The following is a 15,367-nucleotide window of genomic DNA, read 5'->3' as shown; positions in this document are numbered from 1 at the left end:
TATCGCGGCGAGCGCCGGACCCCTTCCGTCCCCGGTGGGGTTACAGCGCGCCGCGGATGGCGTTCCAGGCGACGGGGATCTGACGCGAGTAGTAGGACCAGTTGTGCAGCCCGGTGGGCAGGTGGTCGATCGTCGCCGGGATGCCCAGGTCCCGCAGGCGACGGTCCGCCGCGCGTGTGCACTGCCCGGTTGCCTGCTCCAGCGCCATGCCGGCGACGAAGTTGGCGGCGTCGTTGTTGTAGTCCTCCCAGTCGCCCGGGTTGGCCACGCCCGTGCCGGACGAGAGGTAGATCGCCTTCCCGCGCAATCCCTCCGCGTTGATGAGCGCGTCGTGGGCCGCCCACTGCGCGGTGCCCGGCTCGCCCCACATGTTGGTCAGGGTCGCGCCGCGGCTCTCCACGGTGTAGCGGGTGAGGATCTGACCGAGCGTGCCGGTGGAGTAGCAGCCCGAGACGCCGAAGACGGCCCGGTAGAGATCGGGGTGGCGGGTGGCGATGGTCACGGCCGCGCCGGCGCCCATCGAGATCCCGCCGATCGCGCGGCTGCGGCTGGTGCTGACCTCGGGTTCGACCAGGGCGGGCAGGTCGCGGGTGATGAAGGCCTCCCACTTGCTGATGCCCAGCACCGGGTCGGGCTCGTTCCAGTCCGCCCACATCGAACCCTGGCCACCGGTCGGGATGATGAGGTTGACGTTCTCGTCCGCGAACTGCTCTGCCGCGCCCCACTGCATGAAGCCGCTGGGGAGTTCGGAGCCGACACCGTCGAGGAGGTAGAGGAACGGCGCGTTCTGATTACCGTCGGGCGCGCGGTAGACCTCGACGGTGATCCCGCGCTTCATGTCGGCCGAGTCGATGAGCCACCGCTCGTAGCGTCCGTCGATCTCCTTGCTCACGACGCGCGTCTCGGTGATGTTCGGGTTGGGCTGGGGTGCCGGCGGCGGGGGTCCGGCGAACATGTTGGGGGAGAATCCGAGTCGGTTGGCGATGCCCATCATCGACGACCCGGACGAGCCCGGCAGGTTGCCGAAGTAGAGGAGCTGGCTGAGGCTCTCCGGCGAGATGGTGCCGAGAGCACCGTTGGCGATCTGCTCCGGGCTGATCGACCCCGGCAGTCCCTGCGCCTGCGCCGGGGCGGGGAGCAGTCCCACCGTCAGTGCGGCGGCGGCGGCGGTCGCGAGGAGGGCGCGGCCTGCGCGGGTGACGCGGTGGGCGAGTGCGGGCACGGGCATGGGCATGGCAGCTCCTTCTTCCGGGCAGCCGAGACCTGGTCGCGCCGCCTCTGGTGACAGTATCGGCCCACGGGCATCACACCGTTACCGGTTCTCCGGGCCGGGGGCTCAGCGGTAGCGCTGCAGGAACGCCGCCTCCGCCAGTGCGATGCGCTCGATCTCCCGCGGGTCGACGCTCTCGTCGGGGGAGTGGATCGCGGCCGCGGGGTCCTCGACGCCGAACAGTGCGATGCTCGCGTCGGGATGCGCCCGCTGCAGCGCGGTGCACAGCGGGATCGATCCGCCGGAGCCGACCACGGCGACCTCCTCCGCACCGTAGGCCTGCACCAGACACTGCGAGAGCAGGTCGTGGACCGGGTCCGAGCCGCCCGCCGGCACCGAGCGGAACGGGTGGCCGACGGCCTCGGGTTCCACCGTCACCCGGGCGTTCCACGGCCTGCGCCGCTCGATGTGCGCGGTGAGTAGCCGCTGCGCCTCGACCGGGTCGATCCCGGGTGGAACGCGCAGGTTGATCAGGGCGCGGGCTCGGGGTTGGACGGCGGCGATCGCCCCCTCGACCGGCGGGCAGTCGATCCCCAGCACGGTCACCGCGGGCCGTGACCACACCAGGTCCGCGAGCGGGGCCGCCGTGGAGACCTCCACCCCGTCGAGGATCCCGGCGTCGGCGCGGAACGTCTCTTCGGGGTAGGCCTGCCCGTCCCACTCGCCGGTGAAGTCCAGGCCGTCGACGGTCGTGGCGCCGGTGGCGGGGTCGCGCAGCGAGGCGAGGATGGAGATGAGGGCGGCGAGCGCGTCGGGCGCCGCGCCCCCGAACTGTCCGGAGTGGACCCCGGCCTCCAGGGTGTCGACGACGACGACGAGGTTGGCGATCCCCCGGAGGCTGGTCGTGAGCGTGGGGGTGCCGACCGAGACGTTCCCGGAATCGGCGATGAGGATCGCCTCCGCCGCCACCAAGTCTGGCCGCGACGCCACGAGATCGTCCAGGCCCCCTCCGCCGGTCTCCTCGGAGCCCTCCACGACGAGTCGGATCCCCAGGCCGTCCAGCGGGTCCGCCCCGGGGTCGCCGACCTCGTCGTCGTCACCCAGGGCGGCGAGGGCGCGCAGGGCGGCGAGGTGCACGACGAGGTTTCCCTTGCAGTCCGCGGCACCGCGGCCGTACCACCGGCCGTCGCGCTCGGTCAGTTCCCACGGCGAGGACGTCCACTCGCCCGGGTCCCCGGAGGGCTGGACGTCGTAGTGGCTGTAGAGCAGCACGGTGGGGCGGCCGGGTGCGGCCGGGCGGTGGGCGAACACCGCGCGCGACCCGTCGGACGTCTCGATCACCTCGACCGAGTCCGGGCCCAGGCCCGGGATCGGCAGGTCCGTGAGCAGGCCGCGGACGAGGTCGCTGGCCTGTGCGCCGGCCTCCGGCTCGGCATCGTGCACCGACGGTAGGGCGACGAGATCGGCGAGATCGGAGCGGGCCCGGTCGAGTTGGGCGGCGACCGCGGCCGCGAGCGGGGCGAGATCGGCGTGGGGGTCAGCGAACGCGGGGGAGTCGGCCATGCGCACAGAGTAGTTGCGCGCTCCGACACGACTCGGCGACATGAACGGAAAGTGAACGCAGCATGAAGTATGGTGTGCACATGAGTAGCTTTGTGATCGTCGTCACCCCTGCTGAGAAGGAGCTCCGCGAGCTCACCTCCGTCGACGAGTTGCCCGCACGCGTGCGGGCGGACCTCGAGGCGCTGTGCGACGAGGTGTCGGAGCGGTTCCCGGAGGCCGAGGCGATCGGCGAGACCGGCGCTCTGTGCTCGCGCCCGGAGATCGACGGCGTGGGCGTGGTCATCCGGCCCGAGGTGATCACCCGCCCACTCGTGGTCAACGCCGTCATGCGGTACGCCGCCCCGCGCCAGCTCCGCGTGACCTCGCCCGAGCTGGGACTGGTGGCCGACCCGCGCGAGCGCATTGATGTCGACGTCCACCGTCGGCCCACCATGGTGGGCGCGGGGATCGCCGACCACGCGGTGCGCGGTCGACCCCGCGGCACGCTGCCGTGGGTCACCCGTGAACTCCTGGGCCAGCTGATCGGCAAGCTCCTGATCGACGGCGACCGGTTGGAGCTGGAGGTCGACGGCGAACGCTGCTTCCGCTTCGAGCGGTCTGGCGACTGCCTGCTCATCCAGGCGAAGGACGGGCCGGACGTCCCCGTGTGCCGACGGACCGTCCCGGTCGACGCGGCCGACGCCGCGGCGGACGCCGGCTGGGCGTGGGCCCGCTGCGACCAGGGGTGGGCGGAGTTTTTGCCGCGTGACGCGCGGACGGACGAGGTGATCGCACCGTCCGCCGGGGGCGATCCCGCGACGGGCGGACGAGACTCCGCCACCGCGGCCTGAACCGGGTGGCCGCGCCCGGGTGGCGTCACACCGAGATGTCGTAGCGCAGGGACGCCACCACGGCGTCGATCGTCTCCGTGGGCTGCACGCCGGCCTCGCCCTCATCGGACATGAGCACGAACACCAGTGAGGCCGGCGCGCCGTCCGGGCCCCGTGTGGACACCGCGATGGTGTCGAAGCGGATGGTCGGCGGGGTGCACTCGTTGCGCGGGGGACGCACCTCGCCGCGCAGCGAGACGTACCAGGCGGGCACCCCCGAGACCCCGATGCTGCGGGCATCGGGCACGGGGACGTCGGCACCGGCCTGGGTGAACCGTCGGTCGATCGAGTCCGCCATGGCCCGGGACGCCGATTCGGCTTGTTCACGCGCCTCGCCCGGCAGTGCCGTCGCGCTGATGCCGACCAGGGTCCGGAAGCTCAGGCCCCCGAGCCGGCAGTATCCACGGTCAGCGATGGCGTTGGCGGTGGTGACGTAGCCCGATCCCCAGTCCGATCCGGGGTCGCCGGCGTCGTCGTCGACCCCGGACGGGTCCCCGACCTCCCACCCCGGCGGAACCGAGTACACGAGCCCGGTGGGGCTGCGGACGTCCTGCCAGTCCGCCGGCGGGGGGCCGGCGGCCAGGGTGGGCCCGGGCTGCTCGCGGGCAGGGGCGTCGACGTCGTCGCCGTCGCCCGACCACAGGGCGCAGCCGGAGAGCGACGCGACGAGCGAGCCCGCGATGAGGGCCGCGGCGGCCCGGGCCATCCCGGCCTCAGCTCCGCTCGGCGAGCGCCTTGATCCGCTGCAGGGAGGTGGACACGCCCCGGTCCAGCTCGCTGGTGAACGACTTCTGTCCTCCGAACACCTTGTCGGTGAGGAATCGGGAGATGAAGGTCAGCCCGTCCGGGACCTCCCTGCGCTCGGTGAGGAGCGTGCCGCCGGCGGGGGTCGGCTCGAGGTCGAAGACCCAGACGGTGGTGTTCTCGGTGATGCGGTTCGCGAACCGGCGGCCGGGCTCGAACTCCACCACACGGCTGGTCGTGGGCCACAGGAGCGGCCCACGCTTGTTGAGGTTCAGTGCCCACGTGCCCTTGGCGGTGCGGCCGCCGAGGGGGAAGATCTTCCAGGCCTGGCTGCTCCATTGGGTGGCGTTGCGGACCTCGGAGATGACCTCCCAGACCCGGGCCGGCGGGGCGTCGATCTCGATGGAGCTCTCGATGGCGCCTGCTGCGGCGGGTTCGGTGGGCATTGACGAGCCTTTCGGGCGAACGGGTGGGACGGCGTCTCGATGGTAGGGCAGGACCGGACGACATGAGGGTCGTTCGCCGAGCGCGAATCAGTCGTCCGGGCCTTTGCACTCGTCGGGGGCGAGTGCTAGAAAAGCGATTGGCACTCGGCTACCCTGAGTGCCAGCAAGATCTGAGAACCGAGGTCGCAAGGTGAGGCGCGGATCCGACACGGTCCGCACCGTCCGTCGCGGGCACCGACGCTGACCACACGCGTGTCACCCCATACCCGGAGGATGATTCACCCCATGGCAAAGATGATCGCGTTCGACGAAGAGGCCCGGCGCGGCCTGGAGAGCGGTCTCAACCAGCTCGCCGACGCCGTCAAGGTCACGCTCGGCCCCAAGGGCCGCAACGTCGTGCTGGAGAAGAAGTGGGGCGCCCCCACGATCACCAACGACGGCGTCTCCATCGCCAAGGAGATCGAGCTCGAGGAGCCGTACGAGAAGATCGGCGCCGAGCTGGTCAAGGAGGTCGCCAAGAAGACCGACGACGTCGCCGGCGACGGAACCACCACCGCCACCGTTCTCGCCCAGGCGCTCGTGCGCGAGGGCCTGCGCAACGTCGCCGCCGGTGCCAACCCCATGGGCATCAAGCGCGGCATCGAGAAGGCCGTCGAGGCCGTCACCAAGCACCTGATCGACTCCGCCACGGAGATCGAGACCAAGGAGCAGATCGCCGCCACCGCGGGGATCTCCGCCGGCGACCCGGCCATCGGCGAGCTCATCGCCCAGGCCATGGACAAGGTCGGCAAGGAGGGCGTGATCACGGTCGAGGAGTCCCAGACCTTCGGTCTGGATCTCGAGCTCACCGAGGGCATGCGCTTCGACAAGGGCTACATCTCGCAGTACTTCCAGACGGATCCGGAGCGCCAGGAGGCGGTCATGGAGGATCCGTACGTCCTGCTGGTCTCCGGCAAGGTCTCCACCGTCAAGGACCTGCTCCCGCTGCTGGAGAAGGTCATCGGCGAGAACAAGTCGCTGCTCATCATCGCCGAGGACGTCGAGGGCGAGGCCCTGTCGACCCTGGTCGTGAACAAGATCCGCGGCACCTTCAAGTCCGTCGCCGTCAAGGCCCCGGGCTTCGGTGACCGCCGCAAGGCCATGCTGCAGGACATCGCCATCCTCACCGGTGGCCAGGTCATCTCCGAGGAGGTCGGCCTCTCGCTCGAGACCGCCGACATCTCCATGCTCGGCAAGGCCCGCAAGGTCGTCGTGACCAAGGACGAGACCACCATCGTCGAGGGTGCCGGAGACCAGGGTCAGATCGAGGGCCGGGTCAACCAGATCCGCGCCGAGATCGAGAACTCGGACTCCGACTACGACCGCGAGAAGCTCCAGGAGCGCCTCGCCAAGCTCGCCGGCGGCGTCGCCGTCATCAAGGCGGGCGCGGCCACCGAGGTCGAGCTCAAGGAGCGCAAGCACCGCATCGAGGACGCCGTGCGCAACGCCAAGGCGGCCGTCGAGGAGGGCATCGTCGCCGGCGGCGGCGTCGCCCTGGTCAAGTCCGAGGTCGCCATCGATGGTCTGTCCCTCGAGGGCGAGGAGGCCACCGGCGCGAACATCGTCAAGTTCGCGCTCAGCGCCCCGCTCAAGCAGATCGCCCACAACGCCGGCCTCGAGCCGGGCGTCGTGGCCGAGAAGGTCCGCAACCTGCCGGGCGCCGAGGGCCTGAACGCCGCCACCGGCGAGTACCAGGATCTCCTCGAGGCCGGCATCAACGACCCGGTCAAGGTGACCCGTTCGGCGCTGCAGAACGCCGCGTCGATCGCCGCGCTGTTCCTCACCACCGAGGCCGTCGTGGCCGACAAGCCCGAGCCCGCCGCGCCCGCCATGCCGGGTGGCGACGAGATGGGCGGCATGGGCTTCTGATGTAGCCCATCCCAGCACGCGGCCGGGCCCGCACCGGATCTCCGGTGCGGGCCACGGCCTATTTCCGTGCCTCATCGGGCTGCCCGCACGCCGCTCGCTCCGGGAACACATCGTGTTCTTCCCGGTGCGATCCTGATCGTGCGGGCCGCTTTCGGGTCTAATAGGCGCTTGTCTAGATGAAGGTTTATCGACCCGGAGGTTACGAGACCGTATCGATAACTCTTGCAGTTCGTGAGGGAAGGCTAACGCAGCCGATTAAGTCGATGGTTCATTGACCTTTGCGCAGGCAGATCGTGATGCTAGGATCTCCTTGCATCTAGTGATCTGAGTCACGGAGGGCGTGTTAAGTTAAATCTGCGTCACGCGGCCGACGTGGTGACCTAGGTCACGATTGACTTTGGGTCTACTCAGATTACGCTGAGTCTGGCCCCAGAAGCCGGGGCACAACTTTCAAGGGAGAAACACATGCCTGACTTCAGCGCCATCGGCGATCTTCTCGGCGCGATCGACGACGTCCTCTCGGGCGTCATGGGCTTCGCTGGCTCGCTTGCCGGTGACGGCCTCGACACCGTACTGGGCAGCCTCGGCGAAGCCTCCGAATAGCCGCTGCTCGTTTGTGGGGCCTGTTCCGGCCCCCACCTCGACCGCGAGCCTGGAATTGGTCACCCCCCCGCAGTTCACTCGAGTGCCGGAGACCCTGCACTCACCACTCACGTCAAGGAGAAAATTATGGGAATCGATGCTTTCGGTGCCGACGGTAGCCTGGGCCGCATCATCGGCGAGGACGGCACCTTCGGCGTCCTGTCGGACCTGATCGGCTGGGTCAGCGACTTCGTCGGCGCCGCCGGTTACTTCGCCGGTGGCGACCTGCAGGCGGCCTTCGACGCCGGTTTCATGGCCTGAGTAGTACCACTGATCGAGACAAGGGCTCCGGGCTATGCCCGGGGCCCTTGTCTCGTGTCGCGTCCGGTGTGGCGCGCGCACCCTCGCAGCGAGGGGTGTATCGGAATTTCTTCATATCGGTAACGCGAGGTCCGATAGCGCCGATAATGTTGACGTGAGCCGCACCGGCCGGCTCCGTGGTTTCCCTCCGTTCACCTGACTGTGGGAGCCTCGGAGCGTGCCCCGCGGATGCAATACGCACGACCTGCGGACGCAATTATGGTACTACTGTGCCTGGTGGGACTTGTGTGACTACTGGGAATCGGGTTAGCGTTCCCGCAGGAATGCCCGGGTCCGTCTGTGAACAACGAGAATGTAAGGCGTCGAAATATGCGTTCAGTGAAGCCGTTCGGCACGAAGGTCGCGACAGCGGCCCTCGCTGCGGCCATGGTCCCCGTCGTCGCCACGGGCACGGCCCAGGCCCAGGGCGGAAGCATCCAGTACACCAAGGCCACGGCCGCCAACAAGGTCGTCGAGACCAAGCTGCCCGACGGCCGCATGATCGTCTCGGTGTGGTCGGACAAGATGGCGATCGAGGTCCCCAACATCGTCCAGCCGCCGCGTGACGGCAACGCCGGGGCCCCGGTGCTGTACCTGATCAACGGCGCCGGCGGTGGCGAGGACTCGGCCACCTGGCAGGCGCAGTCCGACGTCAAGAAGTTCATGTCCGACAAGGACGCGTGGACCGTCACCCCGATCGGCGGCGCCTTCTCGTACTACACCGACTGGCAGCGGCACGATCCCAACGTCCAAACCCGCTTCGCCCGCGAGACCGACCGCCCGATGGCGTTCGAGACCTACCTCGCCGAGGAGCTCCCGAACCTCTTCGAGGGCCGCTACGGCGGCAACTACGAGGGCCGCAAGCGTGGCCTCGCGGCGATCTCCATGACCGCCACCTCGGTCCTGACGATCGCGCAGAAGCACCCGGGCAGGTTCCAGGCCATCGGCTCGTACTCGGGTTGTGCCGAGACCTCCACGCCGATCGGCTACCAGTTCATCAACATCGTCACCGGTATGCGCGGCGGCGCGAACCTCGACAACATGTGGGGCCCCTTCCCGGGCGAGCCCCGCACGGGCACCAACAACTGGTTCGACAACGACCCGGTCTGGGGTGCCTTCCGCTTCCAGGAGCAGATGAAGAACAACCAGCTCCCCGCGATGTTCATCTCGACCGGCAACGGCCTGCCCGGGCCGCACGAGTCGCTCGAGAACTGGCGTCTGCGCAACAGCATCCCGGCGCTCGCCAACCAGGCGATCGTCGGCGGCGTCATCGAGGCGGCCACCCAGTACTGCACGGCCAACCTCGCCCGCCGCTTCGGTGAGCTGGGCATCCCGGCCGAGTTCGACTTCGCGCCCAACGGCACGCACTCGTGGGGCTACTGGGAGGATGACCTCAAGCAGTCCTGGCCGATGATGGGCCGCGCCATGGGCGCCAGCTGGGGCTGAGCCTGATCCCCTGAGGCAGGGCGTCGCACGCGTCGCCCGCACCACCACGATCCCCGCACCGCCGACGACCGGTGGCGCGGGGTTCGTCGTATCCAGGGGCGGCCGGGCAGACCGGAGTGCAGTCCGGCATCCTGTACACATGACCACAATGGAGGACCCGCAGCGGGTGGAGCTGCAGCACTCGGACGGCAGCACGAGTCCGCTGCTGATCGTCGAGACGGCTCGGCGGGACGAGAGCCGGCCCGCGATCCTGGTGCTGCCGGGCATCGCCGTCGGCGCCCGGTACTACCTCCCCCTCGCCCGCGCGTTGGCGGCCGAGGGCGTCGACGTCGCGATCACCGAGCTCCGCGGTCAGGGTGAGAGCACCTACCGTATCGGGCGTCGCAGCGGCCCGGCCGGCTACCACGAGAGCGCCGCCGAGGACGTCCCGCTCGCGTTGGACGCGATGGAGCAGCGTCTCGGCGCGCGGTCCGTCGTGCTGCTGGGCCACAGCATGGGCGCGCAGATCGGCGTCTACCACCTCGCCCGCCACGACCCGCGGGTCGTGGGCCTGGTCGCCGTGGCCGCCCAGTCACCGTTCCACCGGGGGTTCCCGGGCTCCTTCGGGCACAAGCTTCGCGCCGCGTCGGTCATCCTCCCGACGCTGGCCTGGTTGTCCGGGCACGTGCCGGGCCAGTTCTTCGGCGCGCAGGGGAGGATCCCGGCCGACCGCGTCCGCGACTGGTCCCGGCTCGCCGGACGCGGCGTCATGCAGCCGGCACGGGCGGACCTCGACTACCCGGCGGGCCTCGCGCGGGTCACCGTGCCGGCGCTGGCGGTGGCGATCGCCGACGACCCCCTGGCACCGGCCGGCGCGGCGCGGAACCTCCTGGCCATGCTTCCCTCGGCGCGGACGACGCTGGAGCTGGAGCCGGAAGCGCTGGGCCACAACGCGTGGGCCCGCCGCCCCGCCGAGGTGGTCGCCCGGGCGCTGGGGTGGATCGACCGGGAGGTGGGTGCCGTCACCCCTGGTGGGGACGACGACGAGGTAGTCGACGTCTGAAGAACTCGTAGGTGAGGACCGCTTTGCGGGCCTCCTGCGAGTTGTCGGCGGCGCCGGCGTGCCCGCCCTCGACGTTCTCGTAGTACTGGACCTCGTGTCCCGCGTCCTCCAGGGCTGCGGTCATCTTGCGCGCGTGGCCCGGATGGACGCGGTCGTCCCGGGTCGAGGTGGTCATGAGGACCGGCGGGTAGCGGACCTCCGAGGCGGGCCGGATGTGCTGGTACGGGGAGTAGGCACCCAGGAAGTCGTCCCAGTCGGCGGAGTCCGGGTCCCCGTACTCGGCCATCCACGACGCTCCGGCCAGGAGCAGGTGGTAGCGCTTCATGTCCAGTAGGGGCACAGCGATCGCGAGGGCGCCGAAGAGCTCCGGATAGCGGGTGAGCATGACGCCCATGAGCAGGCCGCCGTTGGATCCGCCGGTCGCCCCGAGCTGATCGCGGGTCGTCACGCCCTCCTCGACGAGGGCGCGGGCCACGGACGCGAAGTCCTCGAACGCCCGGGGACGCTTCTCCCGAATGGCGGCGCGGTGCCACGACGGCCCGTACTCACCACCGCCGCGGATCCCCGCCACGACGTACACCCCGCCCTCCTCGAGCCAGAGCGCGCCGCGCAGGGCGGCGTAGGCGGGGCGCATGGACACCTCGAACCCGCCGTAGCCGTAGAGGATGGTCGGGCGTGGTCCGGCGGGGCCCGGCCCGCGCATGACCGTGTAGGGCACCTCGGTGCCGTCGTCACTCACGGTGGTGTGACGGGTGACCTCGATCCCGGAGGAGTCGAACCGGTGCGGCGTCGAGCCGAGGGTGGTGGTGCTGCCGTCCGCCCGGAGCAGGACCAGCGACGGCGGGACGACCGGCCCGGAGACCGCGAGCACCGCGTCGTCGGGGTGTGGGCGCTCGCCCGCCTGGGTGGGTGCGGCTGAGCTGGGTACGGCTGAGCTGGGTACGGCTGAGCCGGGTGCGGCTCCTGACGCCGGGTCGTCGTCCATCCCGGAGAGTCGGTCGCAGGACAGCACGTCGACCGAGACGTGCTCCGGCAGGCCCTCGACGGGCATCGGGGACCAGTCGCCGTCGGCGGTGTCGGGGAGGGAGAACGCGTCGATCCGCGACTCGGTGTCGTCGAGGACGGTGAGCAGGATCCGGCCGCGGCCCCAGGTTACGTCCTCGACGGTCGTGGACGGGGTGGGGGAGAACAGCACGACCGGCTCCGGCAGCCGACCCGGCTCGGCGTCGACGGCGGCCCACGGCACCACGAGCACCGACCCGCCGGGGTGGGAGCGGCCGGCGATCTCCAGATCGGTGCGGGGGCGCAGCATGAGCCAGTCGCCGCACGAGGTGACGTCACAGTCCTCGGGCACGGGCACCGCGAGCGGGGTGGTGGAGGCGGGGTCGGTGCCCGGGGTCCAGAACACCTCCTGCGAGGTGTGGAAGTCGGGCGCCCGGCTGGCCAGGAACCGCCCGGTGACGGGGTCGTGCGAGGCGCCCACCGCGACGTCGTCGGTGCGGCCCTCGAAGATCACCGGGGCCTGGGCGGGATCGGTCCCGCGACGCCAGAGCCGCACCACACGCGCGTACCCCGAGTCGGTGGCGTCGGAGCCGTCCGGGTCCAGCGGCGCGGTGAGGAGCACGGTGTCGCGGTCCACCCAGGACACCGAGCACTTGGCCTCGGGCAGGTGGAACGCCCCCTCCCCGGCGGTGACGAAGCGGCGCTCGGTCAGATCGAACTCCCGGACCTCCACGGCGTCCGCGCCTCCGCGGGACAACCGCAGGAGCGCCCGGTCGTCGACGGGACGACGCACGACCGTGCCGGAGTACACCCAGTTGACGCCCTCCTCGTCGGCGAGGGCCCCGACGTCCACGAGCGTCTCCCAGTCCGGGTGGTCCACCCCCGGCGCCCCGTCGGCCAGCACGGTCCACGGCACCCGGCGCCACAGCCCGCGGGGGTGGTCACCGTCCTTCCACAGCGTGTAGGCGTAGCGGCCGCGGAGGACCGGCCACGCGATCCGGTCGCTGGCGTCGAGGATCTCCAGGGCGCGGGAATGCGCGGCTTCGGCATGATCTCCGGCGGCGAGATCGGCGACCGTCCGGTCGCTGCGCTCGCGCACCCATCCGAGCGCCTCGGGGGAGTCGACGGCTTCGAGGTGGAGGAACGGGTCGGAGATCGCGGTGTCGGTCATGCCCTCGATGATGCACGTGATCAAGCGAACAGACCGAAACCCTCCTCGGATGTTCACAGGCTCTTGTTACGCGTTCGTGAGGTCAGTAGCATCTTCCGTAGCCGCGGGTCGACTGACCCGGCCATTCCCGACCAACGCGGGAGTGCATTTCAATAAACGGAGATACACACAATGGGTTCCATCACCGACCTCCTCAGCACCGGTTCCGGCGAGTCCGGCTCCCTCAGCGGCGGCAGCGCCACCGGCAACATCACCGACACGATCGCCGAGACCATCGGCGAGCTGGTCGCCACCGCCCTCAAGTCGGTCCTGGGCAACCTGTCCTGATCCTCGCTGACGCGAGCGCCCGCGCCGCCTTCTCCACACGGAGGGGGCGGCGTCGGTCATTTCGGGTGCACTTCCGGCCCGCTCCGCCGTTCCGGTGCCGCCGGGAGCGCTACCCTGAGTGTCGTGGCTGACACTCATTACGATCTCATCGTCCTCGGCGCGGGCCCCGGTGGCTACGTCGCCGCCATCCGCGCCTCGCAGCTCGGCCTCAAGGTGGCCGTCGTCGAGGAGAAGTACTGGGGCGGCGTATGCCTCAACGTCGGATGTATCCCCTCCAAGGCCCTCCTGCGCAACGCGGAGCTGGCCAACACCGTCCAGCGCGACGGCAAGCTCTTCGGTATCTCCGGGGACGTGAGCTTCGACTTCGGCGCCGCGTTCGACCGCAGCCGTAAGGTCTCGGACAGCATCGTCAAGGGCGTCCACTTCCTCATGAAGAAGAACAAGATCACGGAGATCGACGGCTTCGGGAAGTTCACCGACGCCAAGACGATCGAGGTCGACGGCACGGAGTACACCTTCGACAACTGCATCATCGCGACCGGTTCCGTGGTCAAGACGCTTCCCGGGATCGAGTTCAGCGAGAACGTGGTGGGCTACGAGGAACAGATCCTCACGCGCGACCTGCCCGACTCGATCGTCGTCGTCGGCGCGGGGGCGATCGGCATGGAGTTCGCGTACGTGATGAACGCCTACGGCGTCGACGTCACGATCGTCGAGTTCATGGATCGGCTGCTGCCGAACGAGGATGAGGAGGTCTCCAAGGAGATCGCCAAGCACTACAAGAAGCTCGGCATCACGCTCCTCACCGGCCACAAGACCACCTCGATCAGCGACAACGGCGATTCGGTCGAGGTGGAGATCGAGTCCAAGGACGGCGAGGACACCCGGACCGTCACCGTCGACAAGGTGCTCATGGCCGTCGGGTTCGCCCCGCGGGTCGAGGGCTACGGGCTGGAGAACACCGGCGTCGAGCTGACCGACCGCGGCGCGATCGACATCGACGACAACATGCGGACCAACGTCGACGGCATCTACGCGCTCGGCGACGTCACCGCCAAGCTGCAGCTGGCGCACGTCGCCGAGGCCCAGGGCGTGGTGGCGGCCGAGACCATGGCCGGCGCCGAGACCCAGACGCTGGGCGACTACCGCATGATGCCGCGCGCCACCTTCTGCCAGCCGCAGGTCGCCTCGTTCGGGCTGACCGAGGCCCAGGCGAAGGACGAGGGCTACGACGTCAAGGTCGGCAAGTTCCCGTTCTCGGCCAACGGCAAGGCCCACGGGCTCGGTCACGCGACCGGGTTCGTCAAGGTCGTCGCCGACGGCACGCACGGCGAGTTGCTGGGCGCCCACCTCATCGGCCCCGACGTCTCCGAACTGCTGCCCGAGCTGACCCTGGCGCAGATGTGGGACCTCACCGCCGAGGACATCGCCCGCAACGTGCACACGCACCCGACCCTGTCCGAGGCCATGAAGGAGGCCGTCGAGGGCGTCGGCGGCCACATGATCAACCTCTGACAGCCTGCGGCGGGCCCGGCACCGGGTCCGCCGGCCCCCGGCCCCGGGCCCGTCCCCGCAACGAGAAGACCGTTCCGCACACCTCCCTCTCGGGGGACGTGCGCGGAACGGTCTTCTCGTCGGGGGGCCACCCGACGGGGGCCCGCCGCAGTGTGCCGGGCGACTACTCGGCGTTGAGGATCTTCTCCATCTGCGCGACGTAGATCGCGTCCAGGGCGCCGGCCGCGGTCGGCAGGACGGGGTCCGCCGCCGGGTCGTCGCCGCGGGCCGCGTACTCGACACTCACGGTGGTGTCGCGGGCGAAGCCGTGGATGGCGATGGCCCGGCTCAGTGCGCGCGTGCCGTCCGGCTGCGTCGTGATGAAGTCGCTGGTGACCCGGAAGCCCTCGGTGCCGTCGATGGCTGGGGCGTCGGCGACCGTCATCTTCAGCTCGACGTTCGGGTTGGCGGCGCTGCGCGAGGTGGTGCACGCCTCGTAGAGGGAGCGGTCCATGAACTCGTCGAGCCGCTCGCCCACCATGCCGATGCCGAAGCGGTGCTCGGTCTCGTCCTCCTCCGACTGCTTGTAGCGGACGGCGGCGGTCACCCCATCGGTGGTGGCGTGGTTGGAGACGGTCTCCAGGCGCGAGACCTTGTCGCACGCCGGGTCCTCCATGAGCTGGCGGCCCTGGTCGGCGACGAGCTTGTCCACCGCCTCCTGCAGCAGCTGACGGTCGACGACCTGGACGACGCCACCACCGGGCGCCTCGCCCTCCGCCAGGACGAGTTCCTCCACGGGCGCCTGCGGGGCGGACTGCGCCGCGGTCTCCGAGGTCTGGGTCTCGCTCGCGGGCTCGCCGCCCCGGGGGTTCTCCTCGTCCGACGAACAGGCCGTGAGAGCAGCCGCGGTGGCCAGCGCGAGACCGGCGATCGCGACGCGGCGGGGGGTGCTGGTGCGGAGGCGCATCTCTCTCCTTTGTCATTCGGTTACCCCTCATAGTGCCACCGGGCCCGTCGGTTCTGTGCATCAAGGCCGCGCGCGCCGCCGCCCGGTGATCGACGCCGACCGCCCCGGGGGCCCGAAGTCGGGGGCGGCGCCCGGGCGGGGGGAAGCAGTGGAAATCGCCGGGTGGGACTAGCCTTGGTCCGTCGCCGGACGAGCCCGATCGGCACCCGGACGAACACCCCGACCCGTCAAACCGA

General features: G+C 70.2%; 14 protein-coding genes. 8 read left to right on the top strand and 6 right to left on the bottom strand.

The features are described 5' to 3' along the window. Window positions 1-40: 40 nt before the first annotated feature. On the bottom strand, window positions 41-1,234 hold the full coding sequence (locus OVA21_RS13215) for an alpha/beta hydrolase (RefSeq protein WP_268092581.1): 1,194 nt from the start codon (window positions 1,232-1,234) through the stop codon (window positions 41-43). A 102-nt stretch (window positions 1,235-1,336) separates the two neighbouring features. Then, the gene (locus tag OVA21_RS13210) at window positions 1,337-2,773 is read right to left on the bottom strand and encodes a M20/M25/M40 family metallo-hydrolase (RefSeq protein ID WP_069389270.1); all 1,437 of its coding nucleotides are present in this window, start codon (window positions 2,771-2,773) and stop codon (window positions 1,337-1,339) included. 80 nt (window positions 2,774-2,853) lie between these two features. On the opposite strand from OVA21_RS13210, the gene OVA21_RS13205 reads away from it, so the two are divergent. Beyond that, complete coding sequence (locus tag OVA21_RS13205; protein WP_083249653.1) at window positions 2,854-3,603, top strand: hypothetical protein; 750 nt, start codon at window positions 2,854-2,856, stop codon at window positions 3,601-3,603. A 25-nt stretch (window positions 3,604-3,628) separates the two neighbouring features. On the opposite strand, the gene OVA21_RS13200 is transcribed toward OVA21_RS13205, so the two are convergent. Both OVA21_RS13200 and OVA21_RS13195 read right to left on the bottom strand, forming a co-directional pair. Beyond that, window positions 3,629-4,348 carry a hypothetical protein gene (locus OVA21_RS13200; RefSeq protein ID WP_259820704.1) on the bottom strand — a complete coding sequence of 240 codons (720 nt, stop codon included), beginning with the start codon at window positions 4,346-4,348 and terminating at the stop codon, window positions 3,629-3,631. Window positions 4,349-4,355: 7 nt separating this feature from the next. Beyond that, the gene (locus OVA21_RS13195; RefSeq protein WP_067719264.1) at window positions 4,356-4,832 is read right to left on the bottom strand and encodes an SRPBCC family protein; all 477 of its coding nucleotides are present in this window, start codon (window positions 4,830-4,832) and stop codon (window positions 4,356-4,358) included. Window positions 4,833-5,117: 285 nt separating this feature from the next. Between OVA21_RS13195 and groL the strand changes: the two genes are divergently transcribed. From groL to OVA21_RS13170, 5 genes are all read left to right on the top strand, one after another. Continuing rightward, entirely contained in the window at window positions 5,118-6,740 is a 1,623-nt protein-coding gene (groL, locus tag OVA21_RS13190; RefSeq protein ID WP_067719261.1) for a chaperonin GroEL, read from the top strand. A 465-nt stretch (window positions 6,741-7,205) separates the two neighbouring features. Beyond that, a complete protein-coding gene (locus OVA21_RS13185; RefSeq protein ID WP_167492367.1) occupies window positions 7,206-7,343 on the top strand; it encodes a hypothetical protein in 138 nt (45 codons plus the stop codon). Window positions 7,344-7,469: 126 nt separating this feature from the next. After that, a complete protein-coding gene (locus OVA21_RS13180; RefSeq protein ID WP_167492368.1) occupies window positions 7,470-7,643 on the top strand; it encodes a hypothetical protein in 174 nt (57 codons plus the stop codon). 369 nt (window positions 7,644-8,012) lie between these two features. Then, window positions 8,013-9,128, top strand: coding sequence for an alpha/beta hydrolase (locus OVA21_RS13175; RefSeq protein WP_268092580.1), 1,116 nt, complete (start codon window positions 8,013-8,015; stop codon window positions 9,126-9,128). Between the two features lie 139 nt (window positions 9,129-9,267). Further along, window positions 9,268-10,170 carry an alpha/beta fold hydrolase gene (locus OVA21_RS13170; protein ID WP_268092579.1) on the top strand — a complete coding sequence of 301 codons (903 nt, stop codon included), beginning with the start codon at window positions 9,268-9,270 and terminating at the stop codon, window positions 10,168-10,170. Here the strand turns inward: OVA21_RS13170 and OVA21_RS13165 are convergent. Beyond that, entirely contained in the window at window positions 10,130-12,343 is a 2,214-nt protein-coding gene (locus OVA21_RS13165) for a prolyl oligopeptidase family serine peptidase (protein ID WP_268092578.1), read from the bottom strand. The genes OVA21_RS13170 and OVA21_RS13165 overlap by 41 nt on opposite strands. A gap of 171 nt (window positions 12,344-12,514) precedes the next feature. On the opposite strand from OVA21_RS13165, the gene OVA21_RS13160 reads away from it, so the two are divergent. Both OVA21_RS13160 and lpdA read left to right on the top strand, forming a co-directional pair. Next, complete coding sequence (locus OVA21_RS13160) at window positions 12,515-12,670, top strand: hypothetical protein (RefSeq protein ID WP_268092577.1); 156 nt, start codon at window positions 12,515-12,517, stop codon at window positions 12,668-12,670. Window positions 12,671-12,793: 123 nt separating this feature from the next. Further along, complete coding sequence (lpdA, locus tag OVA21_RS13155; protein WP_154829806.1) at window positions 12,794-14,185, top strand: dihydrolipoyl dehydrogenase; 1,392 nt, start codon at window positions 12,794-12,796, stop codon at window positions 14,183-14,185. Between the two features lie 163 nt (window positions 14,186-14,348). Here lpdA and OVA21_RS13150 read toward each other — a convergent pair whose 3' ends face one another. Continuing rightward, window positions 14,349-15,131, bottom strand: a complete 783-nt coding sequence (locus tag OVA21_RS13150; RefSeq protein ID WP_067719249.1) for a hypothetical protein — start codon at window positions 15,129-15,131, stop codon at window positions 14,349-14,351. Window positions 15,132-15,367 lie beyond the last annotated feature (236 nt).

Source organism: Dietzia sp. SL131 (assembly GCF_026672565.1).
GTDB lineage: Bacteria > Actinomycetota > Actinomycetes > Mycobacteriales > Mycobacteriaceae > Dietzia > Dietzia kunjamensis.
Note: the sequence above shows the minus strand (reverse complement) of the source record. Positions and strands in the feature narration are given on the sequence as shown.